Annotated in this window: 16 protein-coding genes; 3 read left to right on the top strand and 13 right to left on the bottom strand. The window is 75.7% G+C overall.

The window, feature by feature from the left end; genetic code table 11:
- Positions 1 to 86: 86 nt before the first annotated feature.
- Positions 87 to 1,034 carry a phosphatase PAP2 family protein gene (locus tag HIR71_RS06075; RefSeq protein WP_311836125.1) on the bottom strand — a complete coding sequence of 316 codons (948 nt, stop codon included), beginning with the start codon at positions 1,032 to 1,034 and terminating at the stop codon, positions 87 to 89.
- 165 nt (positions 1,035 to 1,199) lie between these two features.
- Between HIR71_RS06075 and HIR71_RS06070 the strand changes: the two genes are divergently transcribed.
- Positions 1,200 to 2,240, top strand: a complete 1,041-nt coding sequence (locus HIR71_RS06070) for a hypothetical protein (protein ID WP_169324155.1) — start codon at positions 1,200 to 1,202, stop codon at positions 2,238 to 2,240.
- An 8-nt stretch (positions 2,241 to 2,248) separates the two neighbouring features.
- On the opposite strand, the gene HIR71_RS06065 is transcribed toward HIR71_RS06070, so the two are convergent.
- The 4 genes from HIR71_RS06065 to HIR71_RS06050 all read right to left on the bottom strand — a co-directional run bounded on the left by HIR71_RS06065 (position 2,249) and on the right by HIR71_RS06050 (position 7,659).
- Positions 2,249 to 3,898 (bottom strand): DUF7059 domain-containing protein, encoded by a 1,650-nt coding sequence (locus tag HIR71_RS06065; protein WP_169324154.1) that lies wholly within the window; start codon positions 3,896 to 3,898, stop codon positions 2,249 to 2,251.
- 21 nt (positions 3,899 to 3,919) lie between these two features.
- The gene (locus HIR71_RS06060) at positions 3,920 to 4,645 is read right to left on the bottom strand and encodes an endonuclease/exonuclease/phosphatase family protein (RefSeq protein WP_169324153.1); all 726 of its coding nucleotides are present in this window, start codon (positions 4,643 to 4,645) and stop codon (positions 3,920 to 3,922) included.
- A gap of 69 nt (positions 4,646 to 4,714) precedes the next feature.
- Positions 4,715 to 7,012, bottom strand: coding sequence for a sodium-translocating pyrophosphatase (locus tag HIR71_RS06055; protein ID WP_169324152.1), 2,298 nt, complete (start codon positions 7,010 to 7,012; stop codon positions 4,715 to 4,717).
- Between the two features lie 314 nt (positions 7,013 to 7,326).
- Positions 7,327 to 7,659, bottom strand: coding sequence for an STAS domain-containing protein (locus HIR71_RS06050; protein ID WP_169324151.1), 333 nt, complete (start codon positions 7,657 to 7,659; stop codon positions 7,327 to 7,329).
- Between the two features lie 172 nt (positions 7,660 to 7,831).
- Here HIR71_RS06050 and HIR71_RS06045 point away from each other — a divergent pair, with 172 nt between their 5' ends.
- Positions 7,832 to 10,333 carry a DEAD/DEAH box helicase gene (locus tag HIR71_RS06045; protein WP_311836124.1) on the top strand — a complete coding sequence of 834 codons (2,502 nt, stop codon included), beginning with the start codon at positions 7,832 to 7,834 and terminating at the stop codon, positions 10,331 to 10,333.
- 11 nt (positions 10,334 to 10,344) lie between these two features.
- Here the strand turns inward: HIR71_RS06045 and HIR71_RS06040 are convergent, their stop codons facing one another.
- The 8 genes from HIR71_RS06040 to HIR71_RS06005 all read right to left on the bottom strand — a co-directional run bounded on the left by HIR71_RS06040 (position 10,345) and on the right by HIR71_RS06005 (position 15,231).
- Complete coding sequence (locus tag HIR71_RS06040; RefSeq protein WP_311836123.1) at positions 10,345 to 10,740, bottom strand: Rv3654c family TadE-like protein; 396 nt, start codon at positions 10,738 to 10,740, stop codon at positions 10,345 to 10,347.
- An 80-nt stretch (positions 10,741 to 10,820) separates the two neighbouring features.
- Positions 10,821 to 11,159 carry a TadE family type IV pilus minor pilin gene (locus HIR71_RS06035; protein WP_169324148.1) on the bottom strand — a complete coding sequence of 113 codons (339 nt, stop codon included), beginning with the start codon at positions 11,157 to 11,159 and terminating at the stop codon, positions 10,821 to 10,823.
- Positions 11,156 to 11,398 carry a DUF4244 domain-containing protein gene (locus HIR71_RS06030; RefSeq protein ID WP_169324147.1) on the bottom strand — a complete coding sequence of 81 codons (243 nt, stop codon included), beginning with the start codon at positions 11,396 to 11,398 and terminating at the stop codon, positions 11,156 to 11,158. The genes HIR71_RS06035 and HIR71_RS06030 overlap by 4 nt, the downstream gene beginning before the upstream one ends.
- Before the next feature lie 205 nt (positions 11,399 to 11,603).
- On the bottom strand, positions 11,604 to 12,257 hold the full coding sequence (locus tag HIR71_RS06025; protein WP_169324146.1) for a type II secretion system F family protein: 654 nt from the start codon (positions 12,255 to 12,257) through the stop codon (positions 11,604 to 11,606).
- A gap of 7 nt (positions 12,258 to 12,264) precedes the next feature.
- Positions 12,265 to 13,002: a type II secretion system F family protein gene (locus HIR71_RS06020; protein ID WP_169324145.1), complete on the bottom strand. Its 738-nt coding sequence runs from the start codon at positions 13,000 to 13,002 to the stop codon at positions 12,265 to 12,267.
- Complete coding sequence (locus tag HIR71_RS06015) at positions 12,999 to 14,291, bottom strand: TadA family conjugal transfer-associated ATPase (protein WP_169324144.1); 1,293 nt, start codon at positions 14,289 to 14,291, stop codon at positions 12,999 to 13,001. The genes HIR71_RS06020 and HIR71_RS06015 overlap by 4 nt, the downstream gene beginning before the upstream one ends.
- The gene (ssd, locus tag HIR71_RS06010) at positions 14,288 to 15,091 is read right to left on the bottom strand and encodes a septum site-determining protein Ssd (RefSeq protein ID WP_169324143.1); all 804 of its coding nucleotides are present in this window, start codon (positions 15,089 to 15,091) and stop codon (positions 14,288 to 14,290) included. Before ssd ends, HIR71_RS06015 begins: the two co-directional genes overlap by 4 nt.
- Positions 15,088 to 15,231 carry a hypothetical protein gene (locus HIR71_RS06005; protein ID WP_169324142.1) on the bottom strand — a complete coding sequence of 48 codons (144 nt, stop codon included), beginning with the start codon at positions 15,229 to 15,231 and terminating at the stop codon, positions 15,088 to 15,090. Before HIR71_RS06005 ends, ssd begins: the two co-directional genes overlap by 4 nt.
- A 119-nt stretch (positions 15,232 to 15,350) precedes the next feature.
- On the opposite strand from HIR71_RS06005, the gene HIR71_RS06000 reads away from it, so the two are divergent.
- Complete coding sequence (locus HIR71_RS06000; RefSeq protein WP_169324141.1) at positions 15,351 to 16,160, top strand: HAD family hydrolase; 810 nt, start codon at positions 15,351 to 15,353, stop codon at positions 16,158 to 16,160.
- The last annotated feature ends 258 nt before the right edge of the window (positions 16,161 to 16,418 follow it).

The following is a 16,418-nucleotide window of genomic DNA, read 5'->3' as shown; positions in this document are numbered from 1 at the left end:
GGACCTGCTTCCTGGGGACTTCTGGGGTCTTGGCGCGCTGCGACATCCGGATCAGCATCGCCGACGGCGCACTCTACGACCTCGCGTCACCCGCTCCTGCCCGCAGCCTGACGGACGGTGAGCATCACCGCGAACGCGAGGCAGCTCGTCGCGACGACGCCGAGGGCGCCCCCGGCGTACGCGACGAGCAGCTCACGCTGCGTGCTGAGCGGGCCCTCGCTGGTCCACAGCGCCTGGAGCGCGACCCCGGCGGGCACCGCGGCGCCGAGCGCCACGAGGGCAAGGAGACCGCCGACGACGCCGGACGTCGTCGGGCGTGGACCGGTGCGCGAGCCGGGGGTCGCCCCGCGCACGGACGCTGCGACCGGCCGTCGGCGCGACGTCGCCGCGAGCGCGCACGCGACCCCGCTCCACGCGAGCACCACGAGGATCGCCGCGACCGCGTCGCTCGGCCGGTGCCAGTTGCCGACCAGGGTCGAGACGCCCGTCGCCGCCGTGTAGGCCGCGCCGAGCACCGCGGCCCACGGTCGGGCACGTGGCGGCACGACGAACAGGAAGGCGGCGGCCACCGACGCGGCCGCCGTCGTGTGGCCGCTCGGGAGCGCGTTGGGGTAGACGCTCGTGACGCCGAGGTCCGGACGGTCGAGCACGAACTTCTTGAGCACCTGGGTCGTGAGGTTCGCCCCACCCATGAGCAGGACCACCTGCGCCGCCAGGCCCCACCGCCGGCGCACGACCGCGATCAGGACCGCCGCGACCAGCACCAGCGCGATGAACGGGACCGACACGACCTCGAGCACCGGCTCGGCCACGCGCCACAGGGCGTTCTGGCCGTACCGGGCGCCCTCGAACACCGCCTGGTCGACCCGCTGACCCGCGGCGGTGTCGACGAATACCCGCCAGGTCAGCCACACACCGACCGTCGCGAGCAGCGCGGTCGCGAGGCCGAGCGCGACCCCTCCGCGGGCCGTCTGCCCGCCGCCGGGCAGCCGCGCGGCAGGTCGGTCGGCCGTCACGGATCCCTGGGTGCTCACGGCACCACGGTAGGCGACCGGAAGGCGCCCCGGCCGGACACGGACGGCCCAGCGCCGTTGCGCCCGACGGGGGAACCCCGCCGGCTTCGACCGGTTCGCGCCCTAGGCTGTGCCACCGACCATCGGACCGACCGACCACCGCCCGCCAGCAGGAGCCTCGTGACCATGACGACCGGGCGCCCCTCGGCACCGGCGCCCGAGCGCCTGCGGATCACCGCTGACGAGTTCGTCGCCCTGCGGCGCGGGCTGCCCGAGCTGCCCCTCGGTCCCGCGCTCGACCTCGACTGGATCCCGGGCCTGGCGGCGTCCGACCGCGTCGAACGCCGGTACGACGCGATCGCGCGCCTGCGCCGGTCGGGACTCGTGTCGAACGCGTCAGTCCGCTACGACGCCGCCGGTGACGCGGACCTCGGCGGCGTCCTGACGGCTCGCGGCGCCGCCTGGTGGTCCGTCGCCGCCGACCCCTGGGTCACCGTCGAGGTCACCGCGTGGGACCGCAGCGCCGTGCGGCACGGCTGGTACGCCGTGCGCGGACCCATGCTGGTCGGCCTCGTGCGCGAGTCCGTCGTCGCCGTCGCCCCCGTGGGTGGACCGGGACTCACCGCACCGGTCGCGATCGACCTCGAGCCCGTCGAGATGACGATCGCCGACGCCGGCAACCTCGCGACGCTCGTCGAAGAGCTCTGGCCGGCGGTCCCGGTCGCCCACGACGCCGAGCCCGGTGCCGACCCGGCACGCGTGCGGCGTCCGGGGCGCACGCCCGACCCCGTCGTCGTGGACCTGGTCGACGGCGTCGCGTTCCTGCGCGCGCTCGCGACCGGCGATGCGGCGGTGGTCGACGAGGTCATGGCGCAGGCCGGGTGGACCCGCTTCCCCGAGGTGCTGCGCGGTCTGGAGGGCGGCGTCGTCGGCGGTCTCGACCTCACCGTCGTGTCGCGCCCCGGAGGCGACGAGCGGCGCACGACCGGCCACTGGGTGCTCGGGACCCGCGGGTGGCGCGGCCTGCAGGTGCGCGTGCCCAGCGCGGTCCCGGGCGGCGCGCGACGCCGTCAGCCCAGGCACCGCCAGGAGACGGGCTCGCACGCCGACCGGGTCCGGCAGCTGGCCGACCAGTCGCAGGTGCGCGTGACCGCCCACACCCCGAAGACGATCCACCGCACGCTGGCCATCGGCGTGACGCACGCGCTGGAGGACCAGGGCGCCTGACGACCCGCTCAGCCGGTCGTGCCGGCCGGGATCAGCAGCCCGTCGCGCACGAGACCGCGGACGGAGGGCAGGACGTCCGCGGCGACGTCGTCGGCCGGCACCTCGAGGAGCGCCGCGAGCGCACCGACGACCTGCCCGACCGCGAGGTCGCCGTCGCACGCCCCGACGAGGCCGGCGAGCGCCGTGCCCGCCTGCACCGCACGGCCGAGCCCGCCGCCCTGGCGCAGCAGCACGACCTCCGGGTCCACGCTGCCGGGTCGCAGGTAGCGCTCCTCGGTCACGTCGGGGGCGACGACGAGGTGCGCGGCGGCGAGGGCGGAGTCGTCGCGCACGGTCAGCCAGTCGTGCGCCGCGAGGCTCGCGGCCAGGTGCCCGCCGAGCGGCTGGTGGACGGTGCCGGTGTGCTCCTCCAGCCGACGCAGCGTGGGGCGGCCCGTGGCCGGGCGGCGGAGCGTGAGGATCCCGAAGCCGACGGCGACGACGTCGCGCGTCGCGAAGTCGTCGAGCCACGCGCCGTACTGAACGTCCCACGCGGCGCGGTCGCGGTCAGGCGTCACCCCACCGTCACGGATCCAGGTCTCGGCGTACTCGGCCGGGTCCAGCAGCTCGCGCTGGATCACCCAGCCGTCGAGCCCCGCCTCGTCGAGCCACGAGCCGACCCGCTCGTGCCACTCCTCGCCGCGCCGGACCTCCCAGTTGCCCAGCAGCTGCGCCACGCCGCCCGGCGCGAGCACCGCGCCGACGCCGGTCACCAGCTCCCGGACCACAGCGTCCCCCGCCCGCCCGCCGTCGCGGTACTCGTAGGCCGGGACGCCCGGCGTCCGCGGCGTGATGACGAACGGCGAGTTCGACACGACGAGGTCGAACTGCTCCCCCTCGACCGGGGCGAGCATCGAGCCGGCCCGCAGCTCGACCCGCTCCGGGCCGACGCCCGCGAGCGCCGCGTTGACGCGCGCGAACGCCAGGGCGCGCGCCGAGACGTCGGTCCCGACCACCGCCTCGGCGTGCCGCGCCGCGTGCAGCGCCTGGATCCCGCAGCCCGTGCCGAGGTCGAGCACTCTGCGACGCCGGTCCCGGACCGTCACCTGCGCGAGGGTCGTCGACGCCCCGCCGACGCCGAGCACGTGGTCGGTCCGCAGCGCGCGGCCCGTCGCGACCTCGCCCAGGTCGGACACGAGCCACCAGCGCACCGGGCCGGCGGCGTCCTCCGCCTCGTACGGACGCAGGTCCACGCGCGCCCGCACCTCGTCGTCGCGGCCCGCGCCCGCCGCCTGGACCAGACCGAGCCGAGCAGCGCCGTCGACCCCCAACGTCGGCAGCGCCGCCGCGAGTGCCACGCGCGGCACCCCGCGACCGAGCACGAAGACCCGCACGAGCGCCGCGGTCCGCGCGTCTGCATCCTCCCCTCCCGGGACGTCCGCACTCGTGGGTGCCGTGGCCCCACGGAGTGCGGACGACCCGGACAGGACGAGCGGGGCCGTCGCGCGAAGGGCAGGCAGCGGCTGCTCGCGGTGGAGCGCGGCCGACGCGACCGGCCCGAGGAGGTCCTCGACCGCGGTGACCGTGAAGCCAGCAGCCGTGAGGTCGGCGCGCAGCGCGCCGAGCTGCGCCGGGTCGTGGCGGGGGACGTCGCGCGAGGGCAGTCGCTCGGGGCTCATGGCGTCATCCTCGCGTGCGCGTCACGCGGTCCCGTGCTCGGCCTGCGCACCCGACTCGAGGTCCTCGAGCGGCTCGGCGTCCACCCGCTCGAGGTCCACGACGATCGGCAGGTGGTCGCTCGCACGCCGCGTCCGGTCGTCGCGCAGCACCGTCGCCTCGACCACCCGCAGGTCGGGACTGATCAGCACGGCGTCGATGCGGCGCCGCGGCCGCCGCGCGCTGAAGGTCGGCGCAGCCGGCTCGACGGCGTCCCGCAGGTGCCGCGTCAGCCGTCCCCACACCTCGCCGCCGGGCTGCTCGTTGAGATCGCCGACGACGACGCGCGGCCCGGTCTCCCGGTCGATCTCGCGCAGCACGCGGTCGAGATGGCGCCCCCGTTCGTGCGCCCCGAGCGCGAGGTGCAGCACGGCGACGAGCACGCCGTCGACCCGGGCGACGCAGAACCCGCGCCGCACCTGACCGAGCCGCCAGGGCAGCCGGCGCGCGCCCGCGCCCGTGACGGCGACGTGCTCGGACACGAGCAGCGCCGTCGTCCGCGCGCCACCGCCCCCCACCGCCACGCGGAGCCCGCACCGGCGCGCGAAGGTGCGCAGGCGGCGTCGGCCGCGGAGCGCCCGCGGCGGCTCCTGGACGCCCAGCACGTCGGGGGCGACCGAGCGGACGACCTGGACGAGCGCGTCCTCGTCGAGCGTGAGCCCCTTGATGTTGTACGTCATCACCCGCAGCCGCCCCACGGGACCACTCAACCCGCGAGCGGACGTGCCCGCACGCCACGCCCAGGGGACGCGGCGTGCGGGCACGGTCATCGGCCGCCCTCAGACGAGCTGCGTCTCCTGCTCGAGGCGGGCGTCCGCATCGACCCGCGCGGCCCGAAACCGGGACATGACCACGGAGCCGAACGCGACCGCCGCCGCGGCGACCGCGATCCCGAGCCGGAGCGCGTGGTTCGCGTCCTCACCGACGCTGACCATGACGATCGCGGGGGCGATGAGCAGCGCGACGAGGTTCATGACCTTGATCAGCGGGTTGATCGCGGGGCCCGCGGTGTCCTTGAACGGGTCGCCGACCGTGTCACCGATGACGACGGCCTCGTGCGCCGGGGAGTTCTTCCCGCCGTACTTGCCGTCCTCGACGATCTTCTTCGCGTTGTCCCACGAGCCTCCGGCGTTCGCGAGGAACACGGCCATGAGGACGCCGGTCGCGATCGCGCCCGCGAGGAAACCCGCGAGCGGTCCGATGCCGAGCCCGAACCCGACGGCGACCGGGGCGGACGCCGCGAGGAGCCCCGGGGTCGCGAGCTCCCGCAGCGAGTCGCGCGTGCAGATGTCCACGACCTTGCCGTACTCGGGCCGGACGTCGCCCGTCATGATGCCCGGGTTGTCGCGGAACTGGCGGCGCACCTCGAAGACGATCGCGCCCGCGGCGCGCGTCACGGCGTCGATCAGGAGGCCCGAGAAGAGGAACACCGTCGCGCCACCGAGGATCACGCCCACGAGCGTGATCGGCGAGATGATCTCGTACGCCAGCAGGGCGGCGGTGAAGCCGCTGGCTGCGGACACGGTCTCGCCCAGCTCGGCGAGCGAGTTGGACACCGTGTCGGCGTACGACCCGAACAGCGCGGTCGCGGCGAGCACCGCCGTCGCGATGGCGATGCCCTTGGTGATCGCCTTGGTCGTGTTGCCCACGGCATCGAGGTCCGTGAGGACCTGGGCGCCCTCGGCGGTGACGTCGCCCGACATCTCCGCGATGCCCTGCGCGTTGTCGCTGACCGGCCCGAAGGTGTCCATCGCGACGATGACGCCCACGGTGGTGAGCAGGCCGCAGCCCGCGAGCGCGATGAGGAAGAGCGCCAGGACCACCGAGCCGCCCGAGAGCAGGAAGGCCGCGCAGATCGCCGCGGCGATGATGCCCGCGGTGTAGACCGCCGACTCGAAGCCGACGCCGATGCCCGAGAGCACGACCGTGGCCGCACCCGTCTGGGAGGTGCGGGCCACGTGGAGCGTGGGCTTCGACGTCGTGCCCGTGAAGTAGCCGGTGAGCCACAGGATGACGCCGGCGAGCACGATGCCGATGATCACGGCCCCGGTCGCGACCAGGCGTGGGTCACCCCCGTTGTCCGCGAGGCCCTCGCCCACGCCGGGGAGCTCCGCGAACGTGGCCGGCAGGTAGGTGAACGCCGCGATCGCGGACAGCACCGCCGCGACGATCGCCGAGATGTAGAAGCCGCGGTTGATCGCCGCCAGCCCGCTCTCGTTGCCGCGCACCCGCGTGATCAGGACCCCGAGCACCGCGGTGAGCGCCCCGATCGCCGGGACGATGAGGGGGAAGACGAGCCCCTGCTCACCGAACGCCGCCTTGCCGAGGATGAGCGCAGCGACCAGCGTCACGGCGTACGACTCGAACAGGTCGGCCGCCATGCCGGCGCAGTCGCCGACGTTGTCACCCACGTTGTCGGCGATGGTCGCGGCGTTGCGCGGGTCGTCCTCCGGGATGCCCTGCTCGACCTTGCCGACCAGGTCGGCACCGACGTCGGCGGCCTTGGTGAAGATGCCGCCGCCGACGCGCATGAACATCGCGAGCAGCGCGGCGCCGAAGCCGAAGCCCTCGAGCACCGCGGGTGCCTCGCCGCGGTAGATCAACACCACCGCGGCCGCCCCGATGAGGCCGAAGCCGACCACGCACATGCCGACGACCCCGCCGGTGCGGAACGCGATCTGGGCGCCCTCGGTGCGGCCGCCCGGCTTCGACGCCACCGCGGCGACCCGCACGTTGGCACGCGTCGCGAGCCACATGCCCAGGTACCCGATCGCCGCGGAGAAGCCGGCGCCGAGCAGGAAGAACATCGAGCGACCGATCTTGACGCCCGCGTCGCCCGGCAGCAGGAACAGCAGCGCGAACACGACGACCGCGAACAGGATCAGCGTGCGGAACTGCCGGTTGAGGTACGCGGCGGCGCCCTCCTGGACCGCCGCCGCGATGTCGCGCATCCGCGCGGTGCCGTCTGCCGCGGCGAGCACCTGCCGCCGCAGCACCACCGCGAAGAGCAGGCACGCGACGGCGATCGCCGCGACCACCCCGACGATGGTGAGGCTCGTAGTACCGAGCTGGAGCATCCGTCCTCCTTGACGACGCAGGGCCTCGAGGGCCGCCCCCTTGAACCCGTTCGGCCCCGTTGCCGCGCGGACTGGCGAAGTCTAGCCAGACGGACGCGCACGCCACCCGGACACATGTCCGGGTGGCGTCCCGGTCGTGCCCCTGGGAAGCGACTGTCAGGCACGGCGCGCGAGGGCGCACGCGTCCGGTCTGACACGGCCGTGTGCGCGCGGGATACGGGAGGAGCTGTCAGGCCTCGCGCGCGTCGGTGCGCGCGCTCGGTCTGACAGCTCGCGAGGCCGGGGTCGCACCACGCCGGCGCGATCCGAGACGCTCAGGCGAGGGCGTCCTCGAGCGACTCGTGGATGACGAACACCTGGTCGAGCGCGGTGATCCGGAAGACCTTGAGGACCTTCTCCTGAGCGATCACGAGCTGGAGGTTGCCGCCGAAGCCGCGGACCCGCTTGAGCGCCCCGACGAGGACGCCGAGCCCGGTCGAGTCCATGAAGCCGACGCCCCGGAGGTCGACGAGCAGGTCGCGGTGCTGCGAGTCGATCAGCTCGGCGAGCTTCTCGCGGAGCCCGTGGGCCGTGTAGACGTCGATCTCCCCTGCGACCTCGATGATCGTCCGGGGTCCGTGCTCGCGGCTGGTGACCGAGACGTCCACGACCCACCTCCTTCTGCGTTGTGCAGTGCATTCAACCAAAGCGCAGGCCAGAAGGAGTCACCGGAGCCTCGCGCGGCTCGCGGCCGTCGACCGGCTGAGCCCGGCCGTCGGCCGGGTGGGCAGTGGCCAGGCACCGTCGGTGGGCGATGGGAGACTGCGGGGGTGGTCTGCGGTGGGTGACACGGATGCGCTGCTCGACGTCCTGCTGGCCGGGGGACGGCGCGCGGACCGGCTGACGCACGTCGAGCACCTCCCGGCGCGCACGGGGGAGCAGGTCGACTGGCCCGCGTGGGCCGACAGCTCGCTCGTCGCCGACTACCGCGCCCTGGGCGTCGAGCGTCCGTGGCGGCACCAGGTGGAGGCCGCCGACGCCGCGTGGTCCGGTCGGCACACCGTCCTGGCCACGTCGACGGGCTCGGGGAAGTCGCTCGCGTTCTGGCTCCCCGCCCTGACGTCCGTGCGCGCCGCGATCGGCGCCGGCACGCTCGACCCCGGCCGCATCGAGTCGGTTCAGCGCCGCGGGTCGGTGCTGTACCTCTGCCCGACCAAGGCGCTCGCCGCCGACCAGCTCGCGGGCCTGGACCGCCTGCTGGCGGCCGGGAGCGCTCGCGACCTCCGGGTCGCGACGTGCGACGGCGACACCCCGACGGAGGACCGCCGCTGGGTGCAGGAGCATGCCGACGTCGTGCTCACCAACCCCGACTTCCTGCACTACTCCCTGCTGCCCAACCACCGCCGGTGGGCGCGGCTGCTCGCGAGCCTGCGCTACGTCGTCGTCGACGAGTGCCATGCCTTCCGCGGGGTGTTCGGCGCGCACGTCGCGCTGGTCCTGCGCCGCCTGCGCCGGCTGGCCGCGCACTACGGGGCGGGTCGTGGCGGCGTCGGCGGCGGGCACGCGACCGGCGAGGCGACCGGGCCGACGTTCCTGCTCGCGTCCGCGACGACGTCGGACCCGGCGCTGAGCGCGGCCCGTCTGCTGGGCGTCGACGCCGACGACGTCCTCGCCGTCGCGCACGACGCCTCACCGGCGGGGCGCAAGACGGTGGTGCTGTGGCAGCCGCCCGAGCTGCCCGGCACCGAGGCCCCGTGGTCGACCGCCCCGCTCGACGCCGACCCGTGGGCGACCGACACGCCCGGGCCCGCGCCGACGGTCGGCACGGGGTCGGGGATGGTCGAGGCGGACCCCGACCGGCCACGCCGCTCGGCGACCGCGGAGATCGCCGACCTGCTGGCCGACCTGACGGTCGCGGGTGCGCGGACCCTCGCGTTCACGCGGTCGCGGCGCGCGGCCGAGACGGTCGCGACCGTGACGCAGCAGCACCTCGCGGCGGTCGACCGGGGGCTGGCACGCCGGGTCGCGGCGTACCGCGGCGGCTACCTGCCCGAGGAGCGTCGCGCGCTCGAGGCCGCGATCCGGGACGGCACCCTGCGGGCGCTCGCGACGACGAACGCGCTCGAGCTCGGCGTCGACATCTCGGGGCTCGACGTCGTGCTGATCGCCGGGTGGCCCGGCACGCGGGTGTCGCTCTGGCAGCAGGCGGGCCGGGCCGGTCGCGCGGGCGCGGAGGGCCTCGTCGCGCTCGTCGCGCGCGAGGACCCGCTCGACACGTTCCTGGTGCACCACCCCGAGGCGATCTTCGCCGCGCCCGTCGAGGCCACCGTGTTCGACCCGACGAACCCGTACGTGCTCGCGCCGCACCTGTGCGCCGCGGCCGCTGAGCTGCCGCTGCGCGGCGAGGACCTCCCGCTGTTCGGCCCCGGGACCGCCGAGCTGCTCGACGTGCTCGTCGAGCGGGGGGCCCTCCGGCGGCGCTCGTCGGGCTGGTACTGGACGCACCACGACAGCGCGGCGCGCCTGACCGACCTGCGCGGGACCGGCGGCGACCCCGTGCGGGTCGTCGAGCTCGAGACGGGGCGCCTGCTGGGGACGGTCGACGCCGCCTCGGCCGACGCGACCGTGCACCCCGGCGCGGTCTACGTCCACCAGGGTGCGACCTACGTCGTGGAGGAGCTGGACCTGCCCGACGCCGTGGCGCTGGTCGCGCGACGCGACGTGGACTTCGGCACCTGGGCGCGCTGGACGACGTCGATCGACATCCGCTCGACGCGCGACCGGCGGTCGTGGGGCCCGGTGACCTGGGGGTTCGGCTCGGTCGACGTGACCCAGCAGGTCATGAGCTTCCAGCGCAAGCGCATCCCCGACATGCAGGTGCTCGGCACCGAGCTGCTCGAGCTGCCCGCGCGGACCCTGACGACCGCGGCCGTGTGGTGGACGGCGCCCACGTCCGTGCTCACCGAGGCCGGCGTGACGGCCGAGCTGGCGCCCGGCGCCCTGCACGCGGCCGAGCACGCGTCGATAGGCCTGCTGCCGCTGCTGGCGACGTGCGACCGCTGGGACCTCGGCGGGGTGTCGACCGCGCTGCACGTCGACACCGAGCAGGCGACGGTCTTCGTGTACGACGGCTACCCCGGCGGTGCGGGGTTCGCCGAGCGCGGGTACGGTCTCGGCGCCACCTGGCTGCGCGCGACCCGCGAGGCCATCGCGAGCTGCCGGTGCGCGACCGGCTGCCCTGCCTGCGTCCAGTCGCCGAAGTGCGGCAACGGGAACAACCCGCTCGAGAAGGCCGCCGCCGTGCGCCTGCTCGACGCGGTGCTCGCGCACGCCTCGAACTGACCGCGAGATCGTCACCCGGCCGGAGATCGCTCGTCGGCGGGCGATCTCGGACCGGCGCGCGCGCTCGCGCGGGCAGGACCCAGGGCGCTGTCGCGGCTGGCGGTGACGCGCACGACGCCGTCCCCGACGTGCTCGCAGCTCGTCAGGACCGCCCCGTTCTCCGCCACCACGGCCTGCGCGACGGCGCACCCGGCCGCCGGGCCCGCGGAGGCGACCCGTCGCGCCCCGGCAAGCGCGCCGAGGTCCGCCGCGGCCTGGACGGCGCCACGGGTGGACTGCGTGCGTGCGAGCAGGCTCACGGTCACGACCAGCACCAGCACGACGGCCACCAGCCCGAGCACCAGCACCGTGCCCGACCCGCGCTCGTGCCCGCCACCGACCGTCGGGGCGCGATCGCGCACCGACACGGCTCGATCCCGGGCCTTCACGGCTCTGTCCGGGGCCGTCACGGCTCTGTCCGGGGCCGTCACGGTTCTGTCCGGGGCCCTCACGGCTCGACCCATGCCGTGGCGGTCGCACTCGCGCGGAGCGGCACCGCCCACTCGAGCCCGCTCACGGCTCGCGTGACGGTCACGGTGACCCAGGCGTCGTCGCGGACGATCTGGACCGCCGCATCCGCGCCGGCGAGCCGCTTCGCCGTCGCGACCACCTGGGCGGGGTCCTCCCGCAGCGCCGCGGCCCGCGCTGCCGCCCGCGCCGCGTCCGCGCAGCGCAGGTGCGTGACGGCAGCCGAGCCCAGCACGAGCACGGCCGCGAGCAGGAGCGCCACCGCGGGAAGCGCGAGCGCCAGCTCCGCGGTGACGCTGCCCCGCTCGCGCTCTCTCACACCGACAGCGCTCCCCGGATGATCCCGAGCAGCAGCTCGCGCACGTCGCTGCTCCGCAGAATCACGACGAGCAGGCCGGCGAAGCCTGCCGCGGCGACGGTCGCGATGGCGTACTCGGCCGTCGCCATCCCCGTCTCGGCGCTCCGGCCGGGCTCCTCGGCCACACCCGCGATCCGGTCACGCGCTCGCTCGACCCGGGCCCGGGCCCGTCCGGCGATGGCAGTGATGTGGTTCCTCATGATGTTCCTTCCTTCCGATGACGGCTGACACCCCACGGTGCCGGGAGCGAGCCACTCGTCGTCGGTCGGCGGTCGGCGCTCGGGGACGCGCGGGGCGAGCGACCGCCTGTGGACGGCCAGATGGGCAGTCCGCCGGCAACCGGTGGCAGCCGGGTGGGTTGCCAGTGGGCAGCCGGTGGGAAGGACGACGCCGTGGACAGCAGAGTCAGCGGATGAGGTCGCCACTGAGCGACACGAGGACCGGCACCAGCCCGATGAGCACGAAGGCCGGGAGGAAGCACAGCCCGAGCGGTAGCACGAGGTGCACGCCGAGGCGCCCCGCGGCCTCCCGTGCTGCGGCGCGGCGCTCGCGGCGCAACCGGTCCGCCGCCGCGCGCAGCGCCGGCCCCGGCGCCGCGCCTGACACCCAGGTGGCACCGAGACCGTCCACGAGCGGCGCGAGTCGCGATGGCACGCCGGCCCAGGCGGCGCGCCAGTCGGCACCCATCACGAGGGCGGACGACGCGCGGACGAGCGCCTCCCCCTCCTCACCTCCGGTCGCGCGCCCCACCGCACCGAGCGCGCGGGGGAGGCCGGCGCCGGAGGTCATCGCCGCGTCGAGCAGGTCCAGCAGGACGACGACATCGAGCGTGTGCACCAGGTCCCGTCCGTGCAGGAGCGGGTGCGTCCCGTCCGCGGCCGCACCGGCCGCACCGGGCGCACCACGTCCGCGGAGACTCCGGGCCGAGGCGGATGCGCGCGCGCGGCCCGGGGTCCGCCCGTCGCGGGCGGCCCGCGACCAGGTGCCGGTCGTCGTCCACGGCGCCGTCGCACCCAGCGCGCAGATCGTCACCAGAGCCGCTGTCAGCAGCGCTCGCATCACCGCCTCACCGCGTCCGGCGCCTGCGGGTCCGGTCACCCGCGCGCGCGGCGATCATCACGAGCCGGGCGATCCACCACCGTCCGACCGCCAGCAGCGCGGCGCCGATCGCGAGCCCGAGCGTGCCGATCCCGCCGTCGAGCAGGACGGCGACGGGATCGGCGCCGACGGCCGTGCCCAGGACCACACCCAGCACCGGGAGCATCGTGAGCACCCCGGCAGTCGCGCGGGGACCCGCGAGCGCGGCACGACGCTCCCCCTCCGCCTCCTCCCCGGCCGCGAGCGCCTGGGCCACGCGGTCGAGCACCGCGGCGAGCGGCGCGCCGAGCTCCCGGGCCAGCTCTCCGGCCACCAGCACGGCGGCGACCTGGGCCTCGTCGCCGCGCCCGGCCAGCGCCGCGGCGTCGGGTCGCCCGCCGGCCCCGAGGGGGCGCCCGAGCGCGACCTGCCACGCCCGCGCCGGGTCGGCACCCGCCCGGAGCTGGGACGCGACCTCGGTCACGACGGTCGCCAGGTCGGCCCGCTCGACGGCCTGCCCCGAGCGGGAGCCCGGCCGGGGCAGCCGCCCGGTGACGCGCGCGAGCATCGAGCCCCTCGCGCGGCTCGAGCGTCCTGCGGAGTCGACGTCGAGAGCCCGGGCCGGTCGTCCGGACGGCCCCACGGCAGCGGTCACGCCCAGCGTCACGAGGACCGCGAGCAGCGCGACCGCCGCGGTCCCCGCGTCGGCCGGGTCCGGTCCGCTCATGCCGCGGGGCCGCGCTCGTCCCGACCGACCCGGCCGACGAGGCGGTCCCAGCCCGGGCCGGTCTCCACACCGCCGTCCGTGCCGCTCCGCAGGCGGAGGGCGGGCACGACCTCCAGCTCGCCGTCGCCGGTCCGCCGCACCACCCCCACCTCGACCAGCCGACGCCGACCGCGGTCCCGTCTCAGGTGCAGGACCGCGTCCAGGGCGCTCGCCGCCTGCGCCGCGACGGACTCGCGGGCCATCCCCGCGAGCGCGGCGAGCGCCTCGAGGCGCGCGGGCACGTCGGACGCCGTGTTGGCGTGCACGGTGGCCCATCCGCCCTCGTGCCCGGTGTTGAGCGCGGTGAGCACCTCGCGGACCTCGGCGCCGCGGCACTCGCCGAGCACGATCCGGTCGGGCCGCATCCGCAGCGCCTGCCGCACGAGGTCCGGCAGGCCGACCGCCCCGACTCCCTCCACGTTCGCTCGCCGAGCGAGCAGCCGGACCACGTGCGGATGGTCCGGCTCGAGCTCTCCGGACTCCTCGATGCACACGATGCGCTCGGTCGGCGGGACCAACGACAGGAGCGTCGAGAGCAGCGTCGTCTTGCCGGTCCCGGTCGCACCGGAGACGACGACGTTCGCCCGCGCCGACACCAGCGCGCGGAGGGCCGGCTCGAACCCTGCGTCGACCCCGCCGAGCCGGACCAGCTCGTCGAGCGTGAACGCACGGGGGCGGAGCACCCGCAGAGACAGGAGCGTGCAGGCGCCGCCGACCGGCGGGAGCACGGCGTGCAGCCGCGTGCCGTCGGGCAGCCGCGCGTCCACCAGCGGGCTCGCGTCGTCGAGGCGTTGACCTCCAGCCGCTGCCAGGCGGACGGCGAGCGCCCGCACCTGGTCCGGCGTCCCCAGGTCGACCGCGACCTGCTCGAGCCGACCGGCGCGCTCGACCCACACGTCCTGCGGGCCGTTGACCAGGACGTCCGTGACCGCGGGGTCCTCGAGCAGTCCCTGCAGCGGGCCGGCCCCCAGGAGCTCGGCCCGCACCGCTGCGACGAGCTGCGCGAGGGCGCGGCTGCCGAGCACCGCGCCGCACTCCTTGACGAGCGCGGTCACCTGCGCGGCTGTGGGCGCACCGCCCGACCGTGCGAGCCGCGACCGGACCTCCGCGAGCAGCGCCTCGTCGACCCGGTGGTCGACGGCTCCGCCCTCGGACGACGTCGCGGCATCGCCGCGTCGCCCTGGTCGGGCCACGATGCGGCCGCCGAGGCGGTCGTCCTCGGCGAGGGGTGTCGCCGCGACGGTCCTCATGTCAGCCCCGCGACGAGCTGCTCGGCCACGCGCGCGAGCGGCTGACCTCGGCGGAGCGGCGGCCCGCCGCCACGCTCGAGTGCGGCCGCGAACCCGCGCTGGGGGTCCATCGAGGCGGCGACGGGCAGGTCCACGACGTGCGCGAGCTCGAGCACCCCGAGCCCACCCGGAGCCGGCCCCCGCACGACGAGGCGGACGTCCGCCTCACGCGTGGTCGCGCCGCGCATCGCGAGCAGCCCGGCCACCGACTGCAGGTCGCGGCCCGCCAGCACGAAGAGCGCCGAGCACCTGCCGAGCACCCCGTCCCCCCGGCTGCCGTGCGCGTCGCGCCCGCGGAGCCCGTCACCCTCGCGGAGGTCGTCACCGTCACGAGCCCTGTCACCTCCCGCACGCACTGCCGCCCGGTCGAGGTCCAGCACGACGTCGTCGTGGCTGTCGACGATCGCATCGAGCACGTCGTCGACGACGGCCGCGTCGGGCGGACCCGGTCGCGACCGGTCCGCGCTCAGCACCGTCACGCGCGACCAGCGGGGAAGCAGCGCGGTGAGCTCGTCGCCCGAGACCTCGCCCCGAGCACCACGCAGGTCGGGCCAGCGCAGGCCGGGCTCGGCCTCGATGCCCAGCAGCACGTCGACGCCGCTCCCGAATCGGTCCAGGTCGACCAGGGCGGTCCGCCGGGCCCCGCCGCGCGCGCCTGCGAGCCGGTGCGCCAGCGCAGCCGCGAGCGAGGAGGCGCCCAGCCCGCCGCGCGCTCCCACCACCCCGAGCACTCGCGCACCCCGCCGTCGGTCCTCGATCACGTCACCGTCTCCCCTCGCCTCGCACCTCGCGGCCGGACCCCGGGCGGGCCGACGACCTCGCGCACGACCGTCGACGCCCCCTCACCCGAGGCCTGCTCGGGCGCCATGCTCGCCCGCGCGGACGAGACGGCGTCGGGCATCGACGCCGTCATGGGGATCGCGCGGCGGCGTCGGCTCCTGGGGTCGGGCCGACCTCGTGGCTAGGCTCGCCGCAGGGCTCCGGCGGCACGGGGCACGCCCGAGAGGACAGGGCTACGCGATGACACCGCCCGAGGACGAGGCGCCCCGCAGCGCAGCGTTCTTCGACCTCGACAAGACGATCATCGCGACGTCGTCGGCGACCGCCTTCTCGCGCCCGTTCTACGCCGGCGGGCTCATCACGCGCGGCGACGTGCTGCGGACCGCCTACGCGCAGGCCGCCTTCCTGCTCGGCCGCGCGGACCACGACCAGACCGAACGGCTCCGCGCGCAGCTGTCCGCGCTCGCCGTGGGCTGGGACGTCGCGCAGGTCTCGCAGATCGTGGCCGAGACGCTGCACGAGCTGATCGACCCGGTGGTCTACGCCGAGGCGGTCACCCTCATCGACGAGCACCACGAGGCGGGGCGTGACGTCGTGATCGTCTCGGCGTCGGGGGCCGAGGTCGTCGAGCCGATCTCGGCGCTCCTGGGTGCGGACAGGGTGATCGCCACGCGCATGACCGTCGAGGACGGCCGGTACACGGGTGACATCGACTTCTACGCGTACGGCGAGAACAAGGCCACGGCGATCCGCGAGCTCGCGGCGGCGGAGGGCTACGACCTCGCGTCGAGCTACGCCTACTCGGACTCCGTCACGGACGCGCCGATGCTGGCCGCCGTCGGGCACGCGTTCGCCGTCAACCCGGACCGGGTGCTGCGCCGGCTCGCGGCGACGAGCGGGTGGGGCGTGCTGACGTTCAGCCGGCCGGTCTCGCTGCGCGCCCGCCTGGCTCCGCCCGCGCCGGTCGTCACGGCGGGCGCGGTCGCCGTGGGGCTGGTCGTCGCGACGGTCGCATGGCGTGTCGTCGCGCGCGCCCGGGCGCGTCGCTGAAGCGGTCCCCTTTGTCCCTTGCCCCTGCGAAGGTCACAGGAGTATCACGGAAGGACAACAGCATCGAGGAGAGGGCACCCACGCGCGGATCGTCCACGTAAGGACATGTCGACCGGGCTGGGCCCGTTGCGACAGCCGAGCTGCACGCCTGATCACCCTCGTCTCATGATGTTGGCGACGGCGCTCCGAGCGGGCGCCGTCGTTGTGTCCGCGCTCGCCCTCGGGTGACGCTCAGGGGACGATCCCGCGGAGAACCGC

The organism is Cellulomonas fimi (genome assembly GCF_012952065.1).
Lineage (GTDB): Bacteria > Actinomycetota > Actinomycetes > Actinomycetales > Cellulomonadaceae > Pengzhenrongella > Pengzhenrongella fimi_A.
Note: the sequence above shows the minus strand (reverse complement) of the source record. Positions and strands in the feature narration are given on the sequence as shown.

What these genes read in the sequence shown, in the direction of transcription:
- HIR71_RS06020 (WP_169324145.1), bottom strand. Translation starts at nt 13,002, where the DNA reads ATGAGCGGACCGGACCCGGCCGACGCGGGGACCGCGGCGGTCGCGCTG.
- HIR71_RS06055 (WP_169324152.1), bottom strand. Translation starts at nt 7,012, where the DNA reads ATGCTCCAGCTCGGTACTACGAGCCTCACCATCGTCGGGGTGGTCGCG.
- HIR71_RS06000 (WP_169324141.1), top strand. Translation starts at nt 15,351, where the DNA reads ATGACACCGCCCGAGGACGAGGCGCCCCGCAGCGCAGCGTTCTTCGAC.
- HIR71_RS06005 (WP_169324142.1), bottom strand. Translation starts at nt 15,231, where the DNA reads ATGCCCGACGCCGTCTCGTCCGCGCGGGCGAGCATGGCGCCCGAGCAG.
- HIR71_RS06025 (WP_169324146.1), bottom strand. Translation starts at nt 12,257, where the DNA reads ATGCGAGCGCTGCTGACAGCGGCTCTGGTGACGATCTGCGCGCTGGGT.
- HIR71_RS06015 (WP_169324144.1), bottom strand. Translation starts at nt 14,291, where the DNA reads ATGAGGACCGTCGCGGCGACACCCCTCGCCGAGGACGACCGCCTCGGC.
- HIR71_RS06030 (WP_169324147.1), bottom strand. Translation starts at nt 11,398, where the DNA reads ATGAGGAACCACATCACTGCCATCGCCGGACGGGCCCGGGCCCGGGTC.
- HIR71_RS06065 (WP_169324154.1), bottom strand. Translation starts at nt 3,898, where the DNA reads ATGAGCCCCGAGCGACTGCCCTCGCGCGACGTCCCCCGCCACGACCCG.
- HIR71_RS06070 (WP_169324155.1), top strand. Translation starts at nt 1,200, where the DNA reads ATGACGACCGGGCGCCCCTCGGCACCGGCGCCCGAGCGCCTGCGGATC.